We start from the raw sequence: 23,470 nt of genomic DNA, 5'->3' as shown, positions 1-23,470 counted from the left end.
CCGTGCAGAAGAATTGTTTGCGGTTAGTAATCAGGAAATTTATTTTTGTGAATTAGACTCAGATCTGCACCCTTGGGATAAGTCTGGTTCCCCTAAGCCAATCATATCCGACCTTTATAGCCATTCTCATAAAAATAATACGGTAAGTGGGAAACTCAGCGCTAAAGCACTGAGAGGGAAACGAGCGAGGCAATTTATTGCCTTTAGTCTTTTTATGGTATAATCAGCAACTGCTTTAGAGCGATAACCAAGCTTTTAGCCACCAAATTAACTTGAATACCGCAGGGCTTGCGGGAAGGCTAAAGCCTGAAGTCTGTGGAGCGAACATAAGACCGAAAAACTCCTTGAGGGTAGAGGCGGTTGCGAAACCCCAGCAATGGGAAGAAACAGAAACCTAAGTCGCGAGTCTTAGGAATCTCAGTCGCTTCAGCGCTGAGAGGATGTCAAATTAGGGTTAATACAAATTTTGATTTGCCCTAAAGCTACTCCCTTCTAACTCAAGAATTAGCGGTGTGCGGCAAAGTCACACATCGCTAATTCTTGGCTGGACAGGAATCGAGACGTTGCAAAATTTGATGGATGGCTTGGGCTGTCCAATCGATGTCGACGGTGGTGGTGGATTTGCCTAGGGTGATGCGAATACTGTTTTTAGCTTGATCTTCGCTATAGCCCAGCGCGAGGAGGGTACTGCTTGGCTCGATCGCCCCACTACTACAGGCTGAACCTGAACTAATGCCAATACCTGCATAGTTTAACTCGCGTACTAATTGCCGACCGTTGTAGTTTTGATGATAAAAACTAAGGTGATGGGGGAGGCGATCGCCGCCTGTTGCGCCCGTGGGGACTAGTTCTGGAATATCGGCAAGCAATGTAAATAGGCGATCGCGCAGTTGGGTGAGTCGTATGGACTCAGAATATAATTCCTTTTCTGCTAGTTCGGCGGCAATGCCAAAACCCGCGATCGCTGCCACAGACTCAGTGCCAGAGCGATAGCCGCGCTCTTGTCCGCCGCCGAGAATTAGGGTAACTGGCGATCGCTGGTGCGCGATCGGATTTAAATAAAGAGCGCCAATCCCCTGTGTGCCATAAAACTTGTGGGCAGAGATTGATAGTAAGTCAATGGGCATCGCTTGCACATCTATGGGCAGTTTACCGATCGCTTGGACAGCATCTGTATGAAAAAGGACATTGGCATTGCGGCAAATCTGTCCTAATTTTTCGATGGGTTGAATCGTGCCAATTTCATTTTGTGCGGCGATAATTGATACGAGGACAGTGTTAGGTCGGATTGATTTGGCTAGATCCTCTGGATTAACCTGTCCCTGTTGATTAACAGGCAATCGCGTAATTGCCCAGCCATTTTGTTCTAAAAATAGCGCTGGTATCCGTACCGCCGAATGCTCAATTGCGGAGATAATCATATGTTGCGGTTGGGCGTATTGACGGGCAATGCCGATCATCGCCATATTGTCCGATTCCGAACCGCCCGATGTAAAAATAATGCCTTCAGGATCGGCATTAATTAAACTAGCGACCTGCAACCGCGATCGCTCAATGATCATAGTCGAACGCTCTCCCCACCAATGTAGACTAGAGGGATTACCCCATTGGCTCTGCATCACCGCCGTCATGGTGTCAATCACTTCGGGGCGAGGTGGTGTCGTTGCACCATGATCTAGATAAATTTGCATAGATAAATTCTAGAGCATTCTAGAGATTGAACAATTTATAAGCATTGTCGGTGGTTTGCGCCGCGAGACTCGATAGCTCTTCACCGCGCAGCTTTGCCACACCCTCAGCAACGTGCAGTACATAGGCGGGTTCATTGCGCTTGCCACGTTTTGGTACTGGCGCTAAGAAGGGGCAGTCGGTTTCCACTAATAGGCGATCGCTAGGCACAATTTTGGCAGACTCATGAAGGTCATGGGCATTTTTGAAAGTGACCACCCCACTAAAACTGATGTACATCCCCAAATCAATAAACCATTGGGTTTCTTCAGGATTACCCGCCCAACAGTGCATCACGCCGCGTATGGGTTGCGCTGGTGCTTCCTGATTCACGGATTGTAATACTTCCCTTGTGGCGATCGCTGCCTCTCGCGAGTGGATAATCACGGGCAAATTCAGCGCCCTAGCGGTGCGTAACTGTGATTTAAACGCAGCGATTTGCGCCTCTTTACTGTCAGATTTAAAGAAATCTAATCCTGTTTCCCCGATCGCCACCACGCGCTGATCGCTAATCGCTAGTTCCTTGATGCGGTCGCCAATTTCGGGCTGCCATCCTGAATTATTCAATTGCTTATCCAAAGGATGTAACCCCACCGCAAAGCTGACCTCTGGAAATTGATCGGCGATCGCTTGAATTTGCTCAAACTCATCAGGAGTCACGCAGGAATGTACCAATTTTGTGATCCCATTTGCCAGCCAGCGATCGCGCACTAAGGTTAAGTCATTTTGAAAATCTTGAAAATTAATATGGACGTGGGTATCAACTAGCTGTATGGCCATAAAAATCTAGGTTATTAACTAGGCTATTAACAATGTCAAGGCTCAATGTCAAGGCTCAGGCACTATCTCAGTAAAACCACATATTTGATAAAATGCAACCAAACACAAACCAACTAAACCAAACAACAGTTTTCAACTATTTGTAGATTTCTCGGTCAGGCAATTCTAGCTTATCCTCAATTTATAAGGAGGGCTATAATCAAGCTCTCCTTATAAATTAATACAGAGATCTATTAGTCCTCATCTTCATGATCAGCATCATTAGATAGTTGGATCAGGTGAATATGTTTGTAACCCAACTTGATTTCAAATTCATCCCCTTCACTTAACCCCATAGAGCGTGTATAGGTCGAACCAATGACAATTTGACCATTTTTATGCACACTTACACGGAAAGTTGGTTCCCGCCCGCGCCCATCTTTATTTTGATCTGGATTAATCGCAAATCCCCTAGATGCAAGCAGTGCTTCATAAAATTCCGTCAAATTCACCCGATCAATGCCATCTTTGCCACGAGTAAAATACCCACATTTTTTAGCTTGTTCGCGCTTGGGTAGGTTACTTAGCTCTTTCGCCTTTTGTAAGAGCGCCTTTCCTGTTAAGGGTGTAGCCACATTATCTATCATAGATTTATCAAAGTTTGAAGGTTTTGAGGTTGGTTTTTCTCTGTCAAGTAAAGAGAAATCTGTAATTCTTAATCTAAATCTTAGTTAATTAGATTACTTTTTTATTGTTATACAGTCTTAAATATATTAAACCAAAATAAGTAAAAGATATTGCTTTTTTTGATGATTTTTGATTGCTTGTTGGCAAATGTCTTACAAATATTCTAGAAATACTTTTGATGTTGCCATCTTAATCTTTAACGACTGCTATCAATTGGTAAGGGTGTAGTAGCACTGTTGTCAATTGATATTACAGCGCTTTGTGCTGACTGAAAACACAGAAATATTTTTGAAAGCGTCACGGAGCAACACCTTCAAAAATATTTCTGTACTACCAATCAACTCAGCACATTGTGTCGCCCTTTGCTATGACTGAAAACACAAAGAAATTTTGGGATGCGGCGCATCCCAAAATTTGCCAACATCTCCCAAGAATTTATCAAGGATTTTCCAAGGATTTTCCAAAAGTTTGCGGTACTAAGCTTGTGTCAATAAACAAATTGACTGGCAAACATGTTTGAAATCCTTGACAGTCAATCAGGTCAATAAGGATAAGGAAAGGTATATCTGGCAGTTACTAGGCGATACATCCCCGCCTTTGACTCGACTACTGGTTGAAACCGATAGTCTTTTACTGTATCTAATACGATGTTGACTAATTCTTGATCAGCATCAACCAGTTCGCGATCGCCGCTAGTATAACCTGCTAGTTGAATCTCGCCACTAGGAGCAACAATCCAGTAATACAAAATTACCCCGCGTTTACCAGCAACATTTTTTACCTTAGGCGGAATCCATGCTACGCCTTTCTCGCGACTCTGCTCAGGGTTGGGAATTAATGCTTCTTCAGGTGCAATCTGGGTTGTAATTAGGCGATTATTATCGATTAAGTTTTGAATACGCCTATCGGTGGCGAGGAAAGAAAGAATTTGTGTGCCTGTAACTGGTATTGGTGTGTTAGTCGTATTGGTGGAAGGGCTGTTGTTTTTTGTTGAGTCCTCTGAGTTACTATCGTTGGTGGGTCTAGGATCACTAGTATTGCCATTAGTTGTCGGTCGAGTTACAGGAGCCTTGTTTACTGGGGGTTTACTATTAGCAACAGAATCTGTATTTTTAAGATTGCTGGGAGGAATTTTATTGTCAGGAGATGAATTTGGATTTTGGGTTGGCGATGGCGTTGGTTGGGCTGGAAACTGCTGCCTTAGTCCATTTTTTAGCTCCGATCGCAAGTTATTGGAATTTTGAGGCGGCTTGGAGTTATCAATTTGACCTAATGCTGCTTGAATGTTGGCAAACAATGGCTGTGGTTTTACAAACTGTGGCGGCGTAATCGGATTACTGAATAAGGGTGGCACGCCCAAAGGCAATTCTCCACCCAAGAGGGGCGGAAATCCATCTAATTCATTGGCATCAAAGGAAGTGAGAGGATTTTCTAAAGTGTTTTTTGGGTTAGATGATTGGGTATTAGTAGGGGGCTTGATGAATAGATTTTTTAGGAGTGGGTTATCACCTTTTAGCTTTGGAGCTGGCAGATTAGTGGGTAATTTGATGAGGGGAATGGGCGTATTTTTGAGAATATTTTCATTGCGCGGGGTTTCGCTTTTTTTGAGGGGACTAGGAGCAAGGAGGGCAAAGGCAATGTGTAGCCCAACCGAACCAATTACCAATACCCAAAATGGGTGTTTGATCATCAATTTGCCAAACTGATTAGCAAATTGACGCATCGACTTATTCGGTAGTTTGTTCAACAGAGATGGATGTGAGGAGTTGCTCATGGTTTTGATTGCTGAACTAGTGAACTTAGTCAGAATTAAGAACGGGATGTGGCGATCGCTACACGATTACCAGCGATCGCCCGTAGCTGTGCCAAACGCTCAATTACGATCTGGTAAGACACCTCAGTATTATCGGCAGTTAATACCACTACACCTTGATCAGATCTCGACAAAAAGTTGCGAATGTCCTGCTCTAGCTTTTGATTGGTAATGGGTTTGCCATCGGCTAACATTTGTCCAGAATTATTAAGCGTAATCATAAATATATTTTCTGGTTTAATGCCATCATCGGTATTCCCTGTTTGAGGGTTGCGATCGCGAATGGGCAGATCCACACCAATGCTGCTAGGAACAGTTAATGCGGCCGACACGAGGATAAAAAACGCCAAAACTGAAAATACCACATCTAACAAAGCAGTTAAATCGATTTGGGCGTTGTTTGATGTTTGATACTTTTTGCGTATTTTCATAAATTTACAGCGTTCTTGGTCATGACGTAGTGATTACGAGATAGTTGCTTGGGGCTTGACGTAGTTTACCTCTACCACTGTATGCACATTGCCACGGGGGCTAAAGTCTCCCTTGACATTGACTCGGAGCGGATCGCCTGCTTTAACGAAATCATCCAGAACTTGATTAACTGTTTCTTCATGGGAAATAAAGCGATCGCGGTAACTATTAATGTAAAGTTTGATCGCTTTGAGCTCGACTAAGACTAAATTTGGGGTATAGGTAATATAAATTGTGGCGAAGTCGGGATAGCCAGAAAACGGACATTTGCAGGTAAATTCTGGCAAGGTGATTTGCACAGTATAGTCTCTACCGATGCGAGGGTTGGGAAATGTGGTCAGGGTGGCTTCTGAGATCGCCTGTTCGCCGTACTTAACAGTCATGTTTGCTTTTTGTTTACTTTGTATTTACTTTTTGTTTGTTTTTAGGGTTATGGATATAGTTAAAATCTAAAACCAGAACATGGGCTACCTGCGGTAGCAGGTGACGCATATATTGTTTTTTTAGGCTTACTTAATACTAAATGCCTATAATATATCTTTATAATAGACGCAAAAAATAGAGTTAGCAGCACTTAGGGTTACTAACTCTATTTTTTGTGATTTAAGAATCTGTGTCAATCAACTACTTGGGGCTAGTGCTTCTTGACATCATGGGGTTGGATCACCCCATAGCCACCGTGATTGCGTTCGTAAACAACGTTGATTTCCCCCGTGTCAGCATTACGAAATACATAAAAATCATGATCGATCAATTCCAAATGCTCTAGAGCTTCATCGACATTCATTGCAGGCATGGCAAAATATTTGTTTCGCACTACCTGTGTGGGTAGTTCGACAACGCGATTACTGTTGGGAATGGCGATCGGTGGTTGCTCAACTACCGCAACGCTGGTTTTAGCAGCAGTGCGATCGCTCTTGCGCTCCTTAAATTTCCGCAATTTCCTAGCAATTTTGTCAGCGACTAGATCGATACTTGCGTACAAATTCTCGCTCTTTTCCTCAGCCCGAATCACTGAGCCATTGGCATATACTGTCACCTCTGCCGCTTGGCTAGAGGCAATGCGAGGATTACGCGCCACCGATAGGTGTACATCTACTTCAGTGGTCAATGCTTGGAAGTGGCTAACCGCTTTGTCAATTTTCTGCTCGACATATTCGCGAATTGCTTCCGTAACCTCAATATTCTTGCCTTGAATTACAAGTTTCATATCCATGTCCTCGCTTCTGATTCCTAAATCAGCGAATTATTCTAAAACGGGCAATATTGTTTATGACCTCACTGCGCCGAATAGCTGATTTAGCTATGGGATCACCTTATCACTTAGCTGGTGTCATTGGTTAAGGTTTGATGCACTTCTTAACAACAACTTAACTTATCTCTGAAATTTTGCCAGCGCGGCTTAGCAGCACCTTCAAAATCCTGTCTTGGTTTCAATTCAGCCCAAAGCGCTGTAATGTAATTAACGATCGCTATAACCGATCTCAAAGCGCTGTAATCTAAATGAGATACCATGAAGTGAGGTTTGTATGATGTCGGCTGTGGAGCTATGGCAACGTTATCAAGACTGGCTGTATTACCATGCAGAGCTAGGTATATATGTTGATATCAGTCGGATTGGGTTTACACCAGACTTTGTAAGCCAGATCGAGCCTAAATTTGCGAAGGCTTTTGCGGACATGAAGGATCTCGAAGCTGGGGCGATCGCCAATCCTGACGAACAGCGTATGGTCGGACATTATTGGTTGCGATCGCCTGAAATTGCCCCTACTGCCGAGTTGCGTGAAGATATTACCAAGACCCTCGATCGCATTGAAGATTTTACGAAACAAATTCACGAGGGCGGCATTCATCCCCCATCTGCCCCCAAGTTTACGGATATTCTCTCGATAGGTATTGGCGGATCGGCGCTAGGGCCGCAATTTGTGGCTCAGTGCTTTGCTAGGGCTGATGTACCTTTAAAAATTAGCTTTATTGATAATGCTGATCCCGATGGTATTGATTTGGTGTTGGACTTATTAGGCGATCGCCTCAGTACGACGCTTGTACTAGTGATCTCTAAATCTGGTGGTACACCCGAAGCTGCCAATGGCATGAAAGAAGTGGAATTTGCCTTTGGGGCGGCGGGGCTGAACTTTGCTAAGCAGGCGATCGCCATCACTGGGGTTGGCAGTGCTTTAGAAAAATATGCGATCGCTAATGGTTGGCTCAACACCTTCCCGATGTATGACTGGATCGGCGGGCGCACCTCCGAATTATCGGCGGTGGGGCTATTGCCTGCGGCATTGCAGGGTATTGATATTCGGCAAATGCTCAAGGGGGCAAGCCTGATGGATGCCGCCACCCGTGTTGAAGATATTCGCAAAAATCCTGCTGCCCTCCTAGCCATGTCTTGGTACTTTGCAGGTAATGGCAAGGGCGAAAAGGATATGGTAATTCTGCCTTATAAAGATCGATTACTCCTATTTAGCCGTTATCTCCAACAGCTAGTAATGGAATCCCTTGGCAAAGAGAAAGATCTCGATGGTAATACTGTTTATCAAGGGATTGCGGTTTATGGCAATAAGGGATCAACCGATCAACACGCCTATGTGCAGCAATTGCGGGAAGGGGTTCCCAATTTCTTTGCCACATTTATTGAAGTATTGCAAGATGCGGATAAACCTCATCCTGAAATGGAAGAGGGAGTCGTTACAGGGGACTATTTGCTCGGTTTCTTGCAAGGCACTCGCAGCGCCCTTTATGAGAATGGACGGGACTCGATTACGGTGACAATTCCCATTGTTTCGGAATTGACCGTTGGCGCATTAATTGCCCTCTATGAAAGAGCAGTGAGCTTCTACGCTTCTCTGGTCAATATCAACGCCTATCACCAACCAGGGGTAGAAGCTGGCAAAAAAGCAGGGGCAAAGATTTTAGCTCTGCAAAAGCAATTGGTTGACGTTCTCAAAGCTTCGCCCATATCCCTATCCTTAGAGGAGGTTGCTACGAAAATCAATGCTCCTGCTGATGTGGAGTTTCTCTATGCGATCGCCCGCCATCTTCATGCCAATTCTAAACTCCTTCTAGAAGGGGATCTAGCCAAACCCGCATCATTGAAGTTGATGTTGGTGGCTTAAGAAGGATTCTTGAAAGCATGACTCTGCCATGCTTTCAGAAATTTCTCTAGGTTTTAATTAAGCGCAAAGCGTCATAACATAATGCGGTAGACCTCAATGAGCAAGCAGATAAAGCGCCCTCAAGATCGCCATCAAACTATTTCCCGCGAGTCAGCCCAAGAGCGCGTGCAGATGTTCTTGTGTTTAATTCCTGTATTTGGGCTAATACCTGCGGCGATCGCCCTTGTGAGGCAGCGTAGTAGCCGTAAGGTGCGCGATGTTAGTCAAGTGGCGATCGCGCTGATGCTGACTTGGGCGATCGCCTATGGCGCAATGGGCGGAGTCCCCACCGAGGGGGAATCGGTGCAGGTTGTGGGTGAACTGGTCAAGGCATCCCTGAGTTCAGGCTATTTTGCCTTTTGTATGTACTTGATGTATCGCCTCTATCGCCATCAATCAGTCGGCTTACCTTGGCTCAGTCGCGATCGCTCACAAAATCTGTAAATCTTTTTCCTACTCGCTGCTACTCGCAATGATCGTGCGATAAATACATGAGGTAAAGTCCAAATCTATGAAGTCAACTAAAATTCTGTGTTACTAGCAAAATCACAATCATATGCCGCAAACTATAGAAAATCAGCAGCAGTTGGCAATCCTACTAAAGGAGCTAAAGGCTAGTCTAGTCAATCTCTACGGCGATCGCCTGTTTGCGATGATTCTCTTTGGTTCTCAGGCAAGGGGCGAGGCGACTCCTGACTCGGATATTGACGTAATGGCAGTTCTCAATGATCCTGTGAATGTGGCAGAAGAGATTTATCGAATGTCTGATATTCGTTACCGATTTTTAAATGACTATGGCGAATTAGTTTCAATTATCCCAACTAATAAATCAAAATTTTTAGCTTCGACAAGTTCCTTAATTAGAGTAGTTAAGCGCGAAGGTATCAAAGTATGAATGAGATGAGTAGGCTATTGATTTTATCGTCCGAAGATGTGGATACAGCAGAATTTCTTTATAAGAACAATCTCTATCGTCCCTGTGTATCTCGTGCTTACTACGCAATGTATTACATAGCTCAAGCATTGCTACTGTCCGAAGGTATCGAGACCTCAACCCATAGAGGGGTGATTAAGCTGATTAATCTTCATTTTGTCAAAACAGGTCGTCTAGCTCCAGACATTTCTAAATTGCTAGGTGATACTCACGATCTTAGGCAGTCAGGGGATTATGAGACTGACTTTGTGGCAAATCAGGAGGTGGCAGATCAGGCGATCGCCGATGCGAAGACATTTATTGCTGAAGTTAGAAAAATATTAGCAATCTAAGACTAATTTCATAGACAAGGCTAATTGTCTCTAAATATTAGTGATAGTGATCACCAATCAGATTTAGGTAGCGCTGTTATGATGCGAGCCGTGAAATTCGTTTAAGGCTCAGAAATCATGAAATTTGCAGCAGTTAGCATCATTTCGGCGATCGCCACATTAGCGGCATTGTCTATCGACAGCGTGATGACGATCTATTGCGACACCCATAATCGTCTGCTAAGATTTTAGTCGTTTTCGTTGCAGCATATTTTCGACTTAACAGCAAAAAATAAATAAAGTGTAAAGAATGCGTGTATTAACCCTGCCATTTTTGGCGATGATCGCTTCTCTAGTTCCCTTGCTAACTCCTGAAGCTGAAGCATTGCCTGCAAATGCCCCTGCGATCGCCCAGTCATCGGAGGATTCTTTTAGTAGCAACGGTTTCATTATGCCTAGTAAAAATATTTACTGCGTAATCTATGGCGATCGCCTGCGTTGTGAAATTGTCAGCCAATTGAACCCGATGCCACCACAGCCAGCATCCTGTAATTTGGATTGGGGTAATGGTTTGTCTTTGCTGAAAGTTGGTAAGCCATTTGTAACTTGTGCAGGGGATACCGTATTTTCGCCGAACTACAAGACCTTGGCGTATGGCAAGTCTTGGAGCAAAGGCGGCTTTATCTGCAAATCTCGTACCAATGGACTGACTTGCACCAATCCAAGAGGCAACGGTTTCTTTTTAAATCGCGAAGAATGGAAGGTTTTTTAAGTAAGACATTTTGTAAAAACAACTTGAGTATTTTGAGATAGAACTACCCTTTTCAATGGAAAATCTGAAATTAGACTGGGTATGGCAAATGAACAATATCTAAAATAAGTCTAATGAGCAAGTTGCTTAAGTTATTTTTACACTCTGCCTAAATCTAAGTAAATCTTTTTCTGTCATTAGTATCAAGATAAATCCATAAAACCAAGTCCAAACCTATGAAATCAACTAAAATTCTGACAGCAATCATTGCCCCTCTCATCTCGTTTGCACCTAATTTTACGATGATCGCTAATGCTCAGAGCGATACTCCGAGAGCTTTTCGAGGACGTTGCATTGTTGAAATTCTTGGTCAAGAAAAGGGATCACGGGTAAATATGCGCTCTGCTCCTGGATCTGATTCTGAGATCGTTGGCTATGTCTTAGTAGGACAACGAGTAGCCCAACTGTATTACAGCATTAGCGGGTATTCCCCCATCGTGCGTCAAAGTGACAGTGAAGGGGTGAATTGGGATTATGTGGAGTATCTGCCCAGTCAAACTAGAGGCTGGATTGCGTCTCGTTTAATTGATCAAAGATGCTCTAGTACGAAAAGCCCCTTTTGATGAATGGGAGCCTGATATGGATTCAGCAAATGGTCTAGGTCTGGATTCAGCCAGTTTTTTGACCACAGTAAGTAATTCTTAAATGCTTTCCTAATGAACACAATCACCAATTTACCCATGAAATTTACTACTTGTCTATCTCTACTTTCCCTGTTGACCCTAACTGCTGCTGTTGCGGCTCCAGTCTATTCTCAAAGTAATAGTAATCCTAGTTTACTCAGCGCCAGTCAGCAAAGATCCCTAAAGTCTCTTGGCATCAACATTGCCATTCCCAAATATGTCCCTCAAGGCTTTCGAGTGGTGTCGGTCAGAACCGAGCCATGCCGTGTTGGTTCGTCAGTAGATGCTAATGGGGTCTGTCGCTTTGGTCCTCAGTATACAGTCGTATATGGCAATGCTCGAAATCATTGCTTTGCAGTCAATGCGACTGGCGGCGGTCTTGGCGGTCCTAGTGGTCGCTACACTCGCGATTTCAATTCCGAAATTTTGGGCAAGATGGATGTCAATGTTGGTACAGGTAGCGGTGAGCCGATGACGGCAGCGATCGCCAATACTCCACATGAGAATGTGTGGACTTCCTACGCAGGTAAGTCACCCTTCTACTCTGTGGGAACCACGATAGATAATCGGGCTAGATCCGCGACTACTTGTAATAAAGCAGCTTTCATGACTCCCAATGAGCTTATAAAAATTGCTCAGTCCCTAGAATTTTTCCGCTAAACCAACATCACATTAATTAACATGAAACTCTCAAAAATCAAATTTTTCAGTTTTCTTGCCCTTGGCTATTCACTAATTGCCTGTGGACAAGCTCAAGCCTTGACTGTGCCTAACGTGATGCCTAGTGTCACACCCAATGCGATCGCACAAACATCCACCGCAACTAATACGTCAATATCTGAGGCGAAAGTCAAAAATGGAACGGTATGTGAGCAGGTGGTCACAAATGTTAAGGAGGTGTTGGAAACTATTCCTGATGTGAAAGTCACCAATAACAGTCGTTTTTCTGGTTTATCAGTGCCTTACCCCGATCGCTCAGCCAATCTCAATCGCCGATATACAGTTACCATCAGTGGTAGCGGGGTTGCTGATTTTTGGGAATCTGGCAAAGAGGTGAGGAATGAGATTGCGAAGCAGATTATCCAAAATTGTGAAGGTGTGGCGGCGGTTACTTTTGGACGCGATCGCACAGGTGAAGCCACGACTATAGGACTTTTTCCTGATGGCTCCATCAAGGAATTTACCTGTGGTGCAGACTTTGATCGCCGCACTCGCACTAGATCGCCCCTAACTTGGGGTCAGCAAGTTTGCGATCTCTAACAAATTGGTTAGGGCATCATGACTTGAAACCTGCATTGCGTCGTAAGGGCAATTCAGGAATTGCCCTTACGATCAGTTATTTTGGGTAATTCCTAACTAATCTCTATACTTCTATTCAAACTAAACAATGAAAATCTCACAACTTTTGGCAATTCCCTTACTCGCTGCGATCGCAGTTCCCTTTGCTGCTCAAGCAGATACTAGTAGAGCATTCTGTAAATATTTCCCTAATGGCGCATCTGAGCCAAAAGTCTCCATGCCCTGTAAATTTTCGATGCTGGGAGGAATTATTGATATCGTTTGGCAAGATGGTGTTAAAGACAGCTTTATTCCCACTCGCGATGATCGCCCATTCACCTATACCGATGATCGCGGCGGTATTGTTTATCAGCAACGTGGCGAAGATGCCAATGGGAAACCCATCAGAATCATGAAGATGGAAAATGGCTCTATTCATATCTGGGGAAGTTAATAACTTATGTTACGCAGAAGGTTTTAAGACCCTCACCCCTAGCCCCTCTCCCAAAAAGGGAGAGGGGAGCAAGAAGTTATTCCTAATTCCAAATCTAAAAAACCATGAACTTCTCCAAATTCAGGCTATTCGGTTTTCTTGCTCTTAGCTGCTCACTAATCTCCTGTGGACAGCCTCAAGCAAATGCACCCACTGTCACATCTAATGCAACACCTATTGCCACATCTGGCGGCGCATCTAGCGCGATCGCCCAAACAACCACTACACCTCAAACCCCAGTTGCTGAAAAAACTCCAGAAACACAGGCGGCAGCGAATGGTCATAGCTTACTCAGCGCTAGTCAACAAGAATCTCTCAATTCCCTTGGCATCCAGATCGCCCTTCCCAAATATGTTCCTGCGGGCTTCCAGACGGCAGAAATCACAACTAAGCCATGTACTGCCAGCGACAAGAAATTCTGCCGCTCTGACCCACAGTATGAGGTGAAATATCGCAATGGTGAAAATCATTGTTTTGCGGTCAGTGCGGTTAGTGGTGGTGTTGGTGGTCCTGATGGTGGTCGCTACAATCGCGAAATCAATACCCAACTTTTTGGCAAGGTGAAGGTCGCGGTCGATATGATTAATCGCGATCGGATCATGGAGCCGATGACGGAAGATATTGCTAATACTCCACAAAAGGACATCTCGATTTTACCCGCAGGTAATTCACCCTTCTACTTTGTGAATACCTGTAGTGAAACCGCCTTCATGACTCCCAATGAGTTTATCAAAATTGTGGAGTCCCTAGATTGGCTACCGCAATCAACGCAATCAACATCTTCAGTATCTTCAGCCCCTTCTCAAGAAGAAGTGGAAGAAAACGCGCAAAGGCAGTTTGAGAAGATTGAGAAACAACCCTGCGATCGCCAGACCAAGGATGAAGGATCGACTCGCTATGCGATCTGCACTGTGCAAGGAACTGATAATAGACCTAAAGTTATCTCAGCATCTTCATCACTTATTGGAGCAGGTGATGGCATTGGCTATTGGTTTGCCGAAGATGGCGCAGTGGTAGCTATTCGCTTTTTTCACACAGACGAACTCTTTCTCTTTTCTGGCGATCGCCTAGTCGCTGAATTGACTGGAGGAGCGAATTCACAAAGGAAAAGTGCCAAACAAGGGTTTACGGAACAACAGCGCAACAGACTTGAGGAACAGGCTAAAAATAGAGGTGCAGATATACTCGCTAAGTTTAATTAGGCTATTTTGAACAAAATCAACTAATTTAGTCTCAAATAGCTGTAATCAGCCTAAAATCAATTTCCGCTCATATGGGTAATTAGGTGAAGTTAGTAAAAAAGGGCACCTGAGATCCTTATATCTAGCAAATGAATTTTTAGAGTAAAATCAAGCTTCACCTGATTACCTACATGAGCGAACTTGGGGGTAACAAGCTTGTAATCTCTGATTAATACTTGACTAGCAAGAAGACGCAAATACATTGCAAAGTATTGACTTAAAACCTAGAAAAACTCTGGAAAGCGCTGCTTCTCAGAGTTTTTCTATACTAATCAAAGCCTCAACAGACTATACAGCGATAGATCGGCGGCAGGTTAAGATAATCAAGAAAAGTTGACGTTTTGTTATCATGAAGTTTAAGGTGTGTAACAAAATGTAAACAAATCGATTTCAAATTATTGCATTTATCACTCAAAATCAGCCATAACAATGCTTGTTTGCTATTAAATATAGTGAGTAGGTATAAATCTTTAGTTGCGGATTGTTACTTTAGGTAACACTTCTAGTAACAAATAACAAAACGCCGTTTATAAAACACTAAAAAATCAGGACAGTAATTTAAGGAGACTGCATGTTCACTTCTGTGCCACCGATCGCCGCATTATCTAACAGACGTATTGCTCCCGACGATTTAAAGGGGCGGGTTTTAATGAAATTGGTGTATGTGGTACTTGAGCCTCAGTACCAAAGCGCGATGTCGGCGGCGGTCAAGTCTATTAATAAAAATAACTCTAACCTAGCGATCGAGGTAAGTGGCTATCTGATCGAGGAGTTGCGTAGCCCTGAAAATTACGAAGCATTTAAGGATGATATTGCCGATGCCGATATATTCATTGCTTCACTAATCTTTATTGACGATATGGCGACCAAGATCGCCCAAGCAGTGCAACCCCATCGAGATCGACTAGCCGCTTGCGTGGTTTTCCCATCGATGCCAGAGGTGATGCGCCTCAACAAGATGGGCAGTTTCAATATGGAGAATTTAGGGCAGTCCAAGAGTGCGATCGCCCAGTTTATGCGAAAGCGCAAAGAGAAGTCAGGCAGTTCTTTTCAAGACAGTATGCTCAAGGTCGTACAGACCCTACCCAAGATTCTCAAATATATGCCCATGGACAAGGCGCAGGATGCGCGTAACTTCATGTTGAGCTTTCAATATTGGCTAGGGGGATCAACGGAAAATATTGAAAACTTCCTATTGATGCTTGCCCAAAATTATTTGCCAGAGGTCAAGGCAAAAGCAAAGGAAAACGGCTCAGCACCTTTGCAAATCAAAGATCCTGTCACCTATTTGGATATGGGGCTATGGCATCCTCTCGCACCGAAAATGTTTGAATCCACTGCCGAATATTTGGCATGGTTTAACAGTCGCACCGATATTTCTGATGATATGAAAGATCCTCTTGCGCCTTGCGTGGGATTGCTAATGGCAAGAACGCACTTGGTCACAGGGGATGACGCGCACTATGTATCGATGGTGCAGGAATTAGAGTCCCTCGGCGCAAGGGTGATTTCCGTATTCAATGGCGGTTTAGACTTCTCCAAAGCCGTTGAAGAATATTTCTACGATCCTAGACAGAAGGATCGGGCGATCGTGGATAGCGTGGTTTCTCTCACAGGCTTTGCCCTCGTTGGCGGTCCTGCTAAGCAGGATCATCCCAAGGCGATCGAAGCCCTTGCTAAGCTCAACCGTCCCTATATGGTGGCGCTGCCCCTAGTTTTCCAAACCACCGAAGAATGGCAGGACAGTGATCTTGGTTTGCACCCTGTGCAAGTTGCCCTTCAGGTTGCCTTGCCCGAACTTGACGGCGGACTCGATCCCATCGTGCTGTCGGGTCGCGATAGTATGACAGGCAGATCTCACGCATTAGGCGATCGCGTTGAAACCATTGCTAACCGTGCCATCAAATGGGCAAACTTGCGCCGCAAGCCTCGCCATGAGAAGAAATTGGCAATCACCATCTTCAGTTTCCCTCCCGACAAGGGCAACATTGGTACGGCTGCCTACTTAGATGTATTCTCCTCCATTCACAAAGTTGCTGAAGCCCTGCGTGACAACGGTTATGACATTACCGATCTGCCGAAGACTTCCCATGACATGATGACGGAAATCCTGCATGATCCCGAAGCAATGGTGGGCAGTCCTGAACTGAATATCGCTTACAAAATGTCCGTCAACGAATATGAGGCACATACGCCCTACGTTGATGCCATTACTGAGCAATGGGGAGCCGCCCCTGGACATCTCAACTCCGATGGACAGAACTTGCTGATTTACGGCAAGCAGTACGGCAATCTATTTGTAGGTGTACAGCCCACCTTCGGTTATGAAGGCGATCCCATGCGCTTGCTCTTCAGCAAGTCCGCATCGCCCCATCACGGCTTCGTTGCTTACTACACTTACCTCAATCACATCTGGGGAGCCGATGCTGTTCTTCACTTTGGCACTCATGGCTCAATGGAATTCATGCCAGGGAAGCAAGTGGGTATGTCGGGCGACTGTTACCCAGATAGCTTGATTGGCGCATTGCCCAACATCTATTACTACGCTGTCAACAATCCATCGGAAGGCACGATCGCTAAGCGTCGCGGCTACGCCACCATCATCAGCTACATTACCCCTGCGCCTGAAAATGCAGGCTTGAGCCGCAATTTGCAAGAACTGAGCGAATTGATTGCTTCTTACAAGGATTTGCGTCTCGGTGGTCGTGGTGTGCAGATCACCAATACCATTATGGACAAAGTGCGCCTAGTCAATCTGGATAAGGATGTGGAACTTCCTGAACAAGATGCTAAGGATATGTCCCTTGAGGAACGCGATAACGTGATCGGTCAGGTCTATAACAAGCTGATGGAAATCGAATCCCGTGTTCTCCCTTGTGGTCTACACGTTGTGGGTGAACCTCCGAAAGTGGAAGATGTCACCGATGTCTTGACCAGTATCGCCAGCTTTGATCGCCCCGAAGACAATATGAAGTCTCTATTGCGGATCATGTGTGATGCGATCGGGCGTGATATTGAGCAGCTTTACAAGTCCAGCGACAAGGGCATTTACGCCGATGTGGAACTCTTAGCAAATATCCGCAAAGCCGCTAATCAAGCAGTGGGTGCATTGGTCAAGGCAAAAGCCGACGATGATGGCAGAGTTTCTAAGCTCTCCGTTCTCAACTTCTTTAGAATGGGTAAAACGGAACCTTGGATCGAAGTTCTTCAAGAAGCTGGCTATGCCAATGTCAATAAGGACGACATCAAGCCTCTCTTTGAATTCCTAGAGTTTTGTCTCAAGCAAATTGTTGCTGATAATGAACTGGGCGGATTGATTAAAGCCCTTGAAGGCGATTACATTCTGCCTAGTCCTGGTGGCGATCCAATTCGCAATCCCCTTGTGCTGCCTACTGGCAAGAATATGCACGCCCTCGACCCCAACTCGATTCCTACAAGTGCGGCAGTCCAAGCAGCCAAAACCGTAGTTGATCGCCTGTTAGAGCGTCAACGTCAAGACAACAATGGAGTCTATCCCGAAACGATCGCGGTTGTTCTGTGGGGAACCGACAATATCAAAACTTACGGCGAATCCCTCGCCCAAGTCCTTTGCATGATTGGCGTGAAGCCCATGCCCGATGCCCTTGGTCGCATCAACCGTTTGGAGTTGATTCCCCTTGAGGAGTTGGGTCGTCCTCGCGTGGATGTGGTGGTTAACTGCTCAGGTGTATTCCGCGATTTATTCGTGAATCAAATGGACTTGATCGATCGCGCCGTAAGAATGGCAGCCGAAGCCGATGAGCCTTTGGAAATGAACTTTGTCCGCAAACACGCGATCGCCCAAGCGGAAGAGTTTGGCTTAACCATCAGCCAAGCGGCAACTCGCGTATTCAGTAACTCATCGGGTTCCTATTCTTCTAACGTTAACCTTGCTGTGGAAAACAGTACATGGGAAAACGAAGAAGAATTGCAACAGATGTATCTATCGCGTAAGTCCTTCGCCTTTGGTGGCAATGTCAGCAACACCCAACAGCGTCAGCTTTACGAAGCCTCACTGAAGACCGTTGACATGACCTTCCAAAACTTGGATTCCTCAGAAATCAGTCTCACCGATGTCTCCCATTACTTCGACTCTGACCCCACTAAGCTCGTTGGCAGTCTCCGTAAAGATGGCAAAAAGCCCGCCTCTTTTGTCGCCGACACCACCACCGCCAATGCTCAAGTCCGCACCCTGACTGAGACAGTCCGCCTCGATACCCGCACCAAGATTCTCAATCCCAAATGGTATGAGGGAATGCTCAAGAGTGGTTACGAAGGTGTGCGCGAAATCTCCAAGCGCCTTGTCAACACGATGGGCTGGTCAGCAACGGCTGGAGCAGTGGATAACTGGGTTTACGAGGATGTCAATGATGTCTATGTGAACGATAAAGAGATGTGCGATCGGCTCAAAAATCTCAACCCCAACTCGTTCCGTAAGATTGTTGGTACTCTCTTGGAAGTCAATGGTCGAGGCTATTGGGAAACCAGTGAAGAAAATCTGGATAGATTGCGTGAGCTATATCAAGAACTCGAAGACCGCATTGAAGGTGTCGAGTAAAAACTAAAAAAAGGCGGCGCTTGCGCCGCCTTTTTTATAGGAAAAATTACTATATTGCTTAAATGTATTCGTATTGACAATGTAAATACGTTTTGCTTAAGATATAAATATGGACGTATTTTTTCGATTAAATGGCATTAACTTTATTTGGAATGAAGAGAAGGCTCGGATTAATCCTATTAATCATGATGGTGTGACATTTCCGCAAGCTACTGAAGCCTTTTTTGACCCATTTTTAGTAGTAGTTGATGCAAGCCGTAATGATGAGGAAAGAGCTGCTGTCATTGGTTTAGATAAGCGATGGAATCTTCTATATGTTGTTTATGTTGAACGTGAGAATGATTTAGTTAGGATTATTTCAGCAAGGAAAGCAACTCGTAAGGAGCGTGAATATTATGAAGCTTGAGACTTTAAAACAAAGATTGGATAAAAATCGTCCGATGACAACGGTGACTATCCGCATTCCTGAAGATGTGATTGAAGATTTGAAAAAAGTTGCACCACTGTTAGGGTTTTCAGGATATCAGCCTTTGGTGCGTGCTTATATTGGTCAAGGACTTCGTGCAGATCTTGAGAGGTTAGATGGAGATACTGTGTCTATGTTTATTGAGAGTTTGAAACGTCATGGTGTGAGTGAGGATGTGATTCGTGAGGCTTTGAGTGATGTTGCCTAAAATTATTTCTGCTAAAGTTATAGGCGATCGCACTTTATTAATTGAGTTTAGCGATCGTGAGTTCAAGCAATACAATATCTCTAATTTGCTAAATAAACCAATGTTTGCACCGTTGAAAAATCCTAGCTTTTTTAAGAGTTTTAGGATTGAGGCTGGTGGCTATGGGTTAGTGTGGAATGAGGATATTGATATCAGCGAGTACGAACTCTGGAAAAATGGAGTTAGTCTTGAACATGGTGAAAATATTAGGTCAGATAATCACTATGTCACTGTAAAATCGTAGGTTTGAAATAGACAATATCGGGAAATTATCATGACAGTTCGTGAACTTGTTATTGAAATGAAGTTGCTAGAGCGCCGTTTGACACTCTATGAGGAAAAATATGGCGTGTTGAGTGAGGATTTTTATACGGCGCTGATGTCTGGTAGTTTGGCTGAATATGATGAGTATGATGAAACTCGTACTGATTTTAGTCGGTGGAAAGGGATTTATGAGACATGGCGGCGGCGAAATCAGTTATATACAGAGCAGTTAAAGATAAGTATTTTCTCGGAAATGCTGCAGTTTCAGCCAACTTATTAAATCCCAAATACTTGCTTGGCTCTATTAAGATAACTTATTCTAGCATCAAGACCATTAAAACCACTATTAGCTCGGCTTGATATAAGTTGAATATCATCTTTATCCGCAAATTCATTGAGTTGATTTGCACTCCACAACCATGCTGCGCTTAGACAGGCTAAATCATGGTCAGCTAAGCGTTCAGGATTAGAAATTAAATCTACGCCCAACGCATTGCCAACTTGCGTATAGTTATATCTTCCAGTAATTTGAAATAGGCCTCTACCTTTAAATTTAGCACCATCACCAGCAGTGGTATTCCCAAGGTCGTCTCTCCCTTCATAGTCAGCGCCATCTTCAAGTTCTTCTAAATAGTTGAAATCACCTGATTCATATGCAACTTGAGCAATAAAGTGGGCTTGTCGTAAGCGAGTATTAATCTCATATCTTGACATTGCCTGATTTAACCAAGGTTGTAACTTTTTTAGTCTAGATGGTTGTGCATGATGAACTATAGAGCATAATTGCTCAAAAGTAACTTCCAATGATTTAGGTGTAAGTTCAGAAATATTCTTTGTTTCAGTCATAATTTTCAATCATACGTAGAGATAGTGTTGTTATCATCAAAAATATTGTACTGCAAATCTATTTTGCTTGAAAGATATACATCGGAACTGCGTTAGTTTCGTGTCCGCAAACTATAAGGCTTAACCATATTGGTTGTTCTTGTTGACCTAGCTCTGGCAGTTGAAACCTTACTTCATTATCATCCCACGATATTGGACTACAGATAGTTTTATGGTTAATGGCAATTAGCCCCTGCTGTTTTCTGTCCGAACTACTTTTAATGTTAAGGTGCTGACCATAAATGATAACTTCATCACCACTCTTTCCACTTTTGGGTGATATGTTGTTTATCCTAGCAGCTAACTGTTCATTGCCGTCTTCAGCGTACACAGCAACTAAATTCATTGTCAGATTCATGGCTTTTTCAATACGTTCGACTGTTTGGGCAATATCTTTATCTCCCAAAATACCATTTGCTATGTATTGACTTTGAATGTAAGTACCATTTAGATTCAATTCCCAAATAAAACTAGTAAATGCTGTTTCTAGTTGTACAAGATTAGCCATAGAGTTCTGAATTCGATTTAGTGGTTCTTTAACCAATTGATAAGCAACTCCTGCTAATCCCCCTAATCCAGCTAAACCACCAGCAAGACGTGTTTCAGGTTTATCATTTTGAATGCTCACAACTGAACCTGCAATAACCAAAGCTAAACCAACTACAAAAACCGAACCGTTAAAAATTTGTAGCAATCTAAGAGTTTTCTTCGCTTCCTCAATAGCATCTTTTAACATTGTTGCAGCTTGTTCACTTTGTTTCTTTGATGGATCTAGATAATATTCTGCTAATAACTTTTGACGTGCATCACGAGTTCGCTCCTCACCAACAACTGCTTGAGCTAAAGCGTCTACCGCAACTGGATCTCCAATATTCCCCAAAGTCCGTGCAATATTTTCACGATTAGCTAAATCCTGCTCTTTACCTAATAATTTTGATAATAATCTGACAGCGTGTCGCTGTAATTCATCTTTTATATATTTGTGATTGTCAAGAAGTTTTGGATCTCTATAGAAAAACCTTGGATCACTCACATCAGCAAGCAACTGAATGATCCTTTTTTTAACGAAAAGATCTGTAGCATTATCAGGAGCAGGATGTTGAACTATGCGTAACTGTTGAATTAACGGTAGGACGATATGAATGCAAGTACGAATACGAGTCTCAGTTCTATCTGCAAGTTTCTCTACATTGTCTTGTTCATTTTCATTGGTTTCTGTTTTTGGCTTAATCCAGTCAACCCAATTTTTCACAAAAAATTCCACCCTAAATTCGGAGGGATTAAACTCAAGTTTTTCAATTTCACTAAATTTTTCATCAAAATTTGAACCTTCAAATATTTTTTCTAGATTCTTTCTCTCAAACTGATTCTCCTCTTCAGCTTTCTTGACTTTTCTAATTTCAGCTAGTTCTATTAAGAACTTTTCAACTTTTTCCCTAAAGCTATTATTTACTTCTGATTTTTTGATAATTTCCTCAATCCTAGCATGAAAACTTATAGGGATCTCCTTAATACCTTCATACAAGAAATCAAAAGCTGCTAGTTTTACAATTATATGCTTGGCATCAGGAGGAAGTTCAGTAGGAGGGAGGGGAACTTCGTCATCAAGAGATGCTAACATTGATGGAAGAATTAGAGAATCTCTAAGCTGACGGTCATTACTTCGCCAAACGCCTATTACACTTTTGCGAATTTTAGTTAGTAGAAGAAATCTTCCACGAGTCTTCCACGGTATTTCTTCTTTATTTTTACCTTTTTCGTTAAAAATCCTTTGGATTATCTTTCCAGAGTTTTGAGAAAGATCGACTATCGTTTCAAAAACGCTCCAACTGATTGGCTGACCTTTATCTTTTTCCCTAACAAAACACCAAAGAATATCAAGAGCTAAATGTTTCAATTCAACTGATAGATCCAACTGATTTAAGGCATAGGGTAGATAAAATCCTGCTAAATCATCAAATAAATTTGATTCAAACTCAGCAAGTTGCTTTTTTACATCAGTTTCTATTAATTTGATAATATCTAAAGCAATTCTTCTACTTTCAGCATCTTCGCTTTCTCCTGCTATTTCCCATAATTTTTCAATAATATTTCGTGGTGGTGATTCTAAACTCAAGCTTCTAAGTTGTATAAGGGCATCCTTTACTAAAGTACGGTTGGGGCTATCTAAATTTTTAATGACTTCATCTGTTTGCATGATTTTAAGAAGAAATGAACTATCAAGTATATACTTTTTTTAATTTACACTAATTCAACCAATTACAGATCGCTGATTGATGCTAGGGAATAGGTGATCGGGTTTTGTGGATGATGTGGGGCGATCGCTGTTTGATTTGAGGGAATAGGCGATCGGGTTTTGTGGGTGGTGAGGGTGCGATCGCTGTTTGATTGGGAGAAGGCGATCGGGTTTTGTGGGTGATGAGAGGCGATCGCTGTTTGATTTTGGGAATAGGCGATCGGGGTTATGGGTGATGAGGGGCGATAGCTGTTTGGTGGTGGGAAATAGGCGATCGGGTTTTTGGGTGGTGGGGCGATCGCTGTTTGATGTTGAGATTTGGGCGATCGGGTTTTAGGTGTTGAGGGGCGATCGCTGTTTGATGTGAGAGATTAGGCGATCGGGTCTTGTGGGTGGTGAGGCGATCGCTGTTTAATGTTGAGATTTAGGCGATCGGTTTTTGGTGGTGAGGGGCGATCGCTGTTTGATTTTGGGATTTAGGCGATCGGG

General features: G+C 43.5%; 25 protein-coding genes. 16 read left to right on the top strand and 9 right to left on the bottom strand.

Annotated elements, in window-relative coordinates; genetic code table 11:
* Positions 1–533 precede the first annotated feature (533 nt).
* From H6F44_RS04985 to hpf, 7 genes are all read right to left on the bottom strand, one after another.
* Positions 534–1,691: a cysteine desulfurase family protein gene (locus tag H6F44_RS04985; protein WP_190349854.1), complete on the bottom strand. Its 1,158-nt coding sequence runs from the start codon at positions 1,689–1,691 to the stop codon at positions 534–536.
* Between the two features lie 19 nt (positions 1,692–1,710).
* Positions 1,711–2,502: a TatD family hydrolase gene (locus H6F44_RS04980; protein WP_190349901.1), complete on the bottom strand. Its 792-nt coding sequence runs from the start codon at positions 2,500–2,502 to the stop codon at positions 1,711–1,713.
* Between the two features lie 239 nt (positions 2,503–2,741).
* Positions 2,742–3,134: an AbrB family transcriptional regulator gene (locus H6F44_RS04975; protein WP_190349853.1), complete on the bottom strand. Its 393-nt coding sequence runs from the start codon at positions 3,132–3,134 to the stop codon at positions 2,742–2,744.
* A 581-nt stretch (positions 3,135–3,715) separates the two neighbouring features.
* Entirely contained in the window at positions 3,716–4,948 is a 1,233-nt protein-coding gene (locus H6F44_RS04970) for a hypothetical protein (RefSeq protein ID WP_190349852.1), read from the bottom strand.
* A gap of 35 nt (positions 4,949–4,983) precedes the next feature.
* Positions 4,984–5,418 carry an ExbD/TolR family protein gene (locus H6F44_RS04965; RefSeq protein ID WP_190349851.1) on the bottom strand — a complete coding sequence of 145 codons (435 nt, stop codon included), beginning with the start codon at positions 5,416–5,418 and terminating at the stop codon, positions 4,984–4,986.
* 33 nt (positions 5,419–5,451) lie between these two features.
* Complete coding sequence (queF, locus tag H6F44_RS04960; RefSeq protein ID WP_190349850.1) at positions 5,452–5,841, bottom strand: preQ(1) synthase; 390 nt, start codon at positions 5,839–5,841, stop codon at positions 5,452–5,454.
* A 251-nt stretch (positions 5,842–6,092) separates the two neighbouring features.
* The gene (gene hpf, locus H6F44_RS04955; RefSeq protein WP_190349849.1) at positions 6,093–6,668 is read right to left on the bottom strand and encodes a ribosome hibernation-promoting factor, HPF/YfiA family; all 576 of its coding nucleotides are present in this window, start codon (positions 6,666–6,668) and stop codon (positions 6,093–6,095) included.
* A gap of 322 nt (positions 6,669–6,990) precedes the next feature.
* Between hpf and H6F44_RS04950 the strand changes: the two genes are divergently transcribed.
* From H6F44_RS04950 to H6F44_RS04880, 15 genes are all read left to right on the top strand, one after another.
* Positions 6,991–8,577 carry a glucose-6-phosphate isomerase gene (locus H6F44_RS04950; protein ID WP_190349900.1) on the top strand — a complete coding sequence of 529 codons (1,587 nt, stop codon included), beginning with the start codon at positions 6,991–6,993 and terminating at the stop codon, positions 8,575–8,577.
* 96 nt (positions 8,578–8,673) lie between these two features.
* The gene (locus H6F44_RS04945) at positions 8,674–9,060 is read left to right on the top strand and encodes a hypothetical protein (RefSeq protein ID WP_190349848.1); all 387 of its coding nucleotides are present in this window, start codon (positions 8,674–8,676) and stop codon (positions 9,058–9,060) included.
* Between the two features lie 112 nt (positions 9,061–9,172).
* On the top strand, positions 9,173–9,511 hold the full coding sequence (locus tag H6F44_RS04940; protein ID WP_190349847.1) for a nucleotidyltransferase domain-containing protein: 339 nt from the start codon (positions 9,173–9,175) through the stop codon (positions 9,509–9,511).
* Positions 9,508–9,882 carry a HEPN domain-containing protein gene (locus H6F44_RS04935; protein ID WP_190349846.1) on the top strand — a complete coding sequence of 125 codons (375 nt, stop codon included), beginning with the start codon at positions 9,508–9,510 and terminating at the stop codon, positions 9,880–9,882. The genes H6F44_RS04940 and H6F44_RS04935 overlap by 4 nt, the downstream gene beginning before the upstream one ends.
* A 289-nt stretch (positions 9,883–10,171) precedes the next feature.
* On the top strand, positions 10,172–10,633 hold the full coding sequence (locus tag H6F44_RS04930; RefSeq protein ID WP_190349845.1) for a DUF6636 domain-containing protein: 462 nt from the start codon (positions 10,172–10,174) through the stop codon (positions 10,631–10,633).
* Positions 10,634–10,848: 215 nt separating this feature from the next.
* Positions 10,849–11,235: an SH3 domain-containing protein gene (locus H6F44_RS04925; protein WP_242016443.1), complete on the top strand. Its 387-nt coding sequence runs from the start codon at positions 10,849–10,851 to the stop codon at positions 11,233–11,235.
* Between the two features lie 117 nt (positions 11,236–11,352).
* Complete coding sequence (locus H6F44_RS04920) at positions 11,353–11,955, top strand: hypothetical protein (protein ID WP_190349844.1); 603 nt, start codon at positions 11,353–11,355, stop codon at positions 11,953–11,955.
* A 21-nt stretch (positions 11,956–11,976) separates the two neighbouring features.
* On the top strand, positions 11,977–12,555 hold the full coding sequence (locus tag H6F44_RS04915; RefSeq protein WP_190349843.1) for a hypothetical protein: 579 nt from the start codon (positions 11,977–11,979) through the stop codon (positions 12,553–12,555).
* A 127-nt stretch (positions 12,556–12,682) separates the two neighbouring features.
* Positions 12,683–13,027 (top strand): hypothetical protein, encoded by a 345-nt coding sequence (locus H6F44_RS04910; protein WP_190349842.1) that lies wholly within the window; start codon positions 12,683–12,685, stop codon positions 13,025–13,027.
* A 104-nt stretch (positions 13,028–13,131) separates the two neighbouring features.
* Positions 13,132–14,268, top strand: a complete 1,137-nt coding sequence (locus H6F44_RS04905; RefSeq protein ID WP_190349841.1) for a hypothetical protein — start codon at positions 13,132–13,134, stop codon at positions 14,266–14,268.
* A gap of 610 nt (positions 14,269–14,878) precedes the next feature.
* The gene (locus tag H6F44_RS04900; RefSeq protein ID WP_190349840.1) at positions 14,879–18,883 is read left to right on the top strand and encodes a magnesium chelatase subunit H; all 4,005 of its coding nucleotides are present in this window, start codon (positions 14,879–14,881) and stop codon (positions 18,881–18,883) included.
* 109 nt (positions 18,884–18,992) lie between these two features.
* Entirely contained in the window at positions 18,993–19,289 is a 297-nt protein-coding gene (locus tag H6F44_RS04895) for a BrnT family toxin (RefSeq protein WP_190349839.1), read from the top strand.
* On the top strand, positions 19,279–19,557 hold the full coding sequence (locus tag H6F44_RS04890) for a hypothetical protein (protein WP_190349838.1): 279 nt from the start codon (positions 19,279–19,281) through the stop codon (positions 19,555–19,557). Before H6F44_RS04895 ends, H6F44_RS04890 begins: the two co-directional genes overlap by 11 nt.
* The gene (locus H6F44_RS04885; RefSeq protein WP_199301994.1) at positions 19,547–19,840 is read left to right on the top strand and encodes a DUF2442 domain-containing protein; all 294 of its coding nucleotides are present in this window, start codon (positions 19,547–19,549) and stop codon (positions 19,838–19,840) included. The genes H6F44_RS04890 and H6F44_RS04885 overlap by 11 nt, the downstream gene beginning before the upstream one ends.
* A 30-nt stretch (positions 19,841–19,870) precedes the next feature.
* A complete protein-coding gene (locus H6F44_RS04880) occupies positions 19,871–20,140 on the top strand; it encodes a hypothetical protein (protein WP_190349836.1) in 270 nt (89 codons plus the stop codon).
* Here H6F44_RS04880 and H6F44_RS04875 read toward each other — a convergent pair.
* Entirely contained in the window at positions 20,137–20,706 is a 570-nt protein-coding gene (locus H6F44_RS04875; protein WP_199301993.1) for a glycoside hydrolase family 19 protein, read from the bottom strand. The two genes, H6F44_RS04880 and H6F44_RS04875, sit on opposite strands and share 4 nt — an antisense overlap.
* 58 nt (positions 20,707–20,764) lie before the next feature.
* Positions 20,765–22,942, bottom strand: a complete 2,178-nt coding sequence (locus tag H6F44_RS04870; protein WP_190349835.1) for an IPT/TIG domain-containing protein — start codon at positions 22,940–22,942, stop codon at positions 20,765–20,767.
* Positions 22,943–23,129: 187 nt separating this feature from the next.
* On the opposite strand from H6F44_RS04870, the gene H6F44_RS04865 reads away from it, so the two are divergent.
* Complete coding sequence (locus tag H6F44_RS04865; protein ID WP_190349834.1) at positions 23,130–23,318, top strand: hypothetical protein; 189 nt, start codon at positions 23,130–23,132, stop codon at positions 23,316–23,318.
* Positions 23,319–23,470: the final 152 nt, after the last annotated feature.

The sequence above is a fragment of the Pseudanabaena cinerea FACHB-1277 genome (assembly GCF_014696345.1).
Taxonomy (GTDB): Bacteria; Cyanobacteriota; Cyanobacteriia; order Pseudanabaenales; family Pseudanabaenaceae; genus Pseudanabaena; species Pseudanabaena cinerea.
The sequence above is the reverse complement of the archived record's forward strand: the minus strand, read 5'-3'. Positions and strand labels throughout refer to the sequence as shown.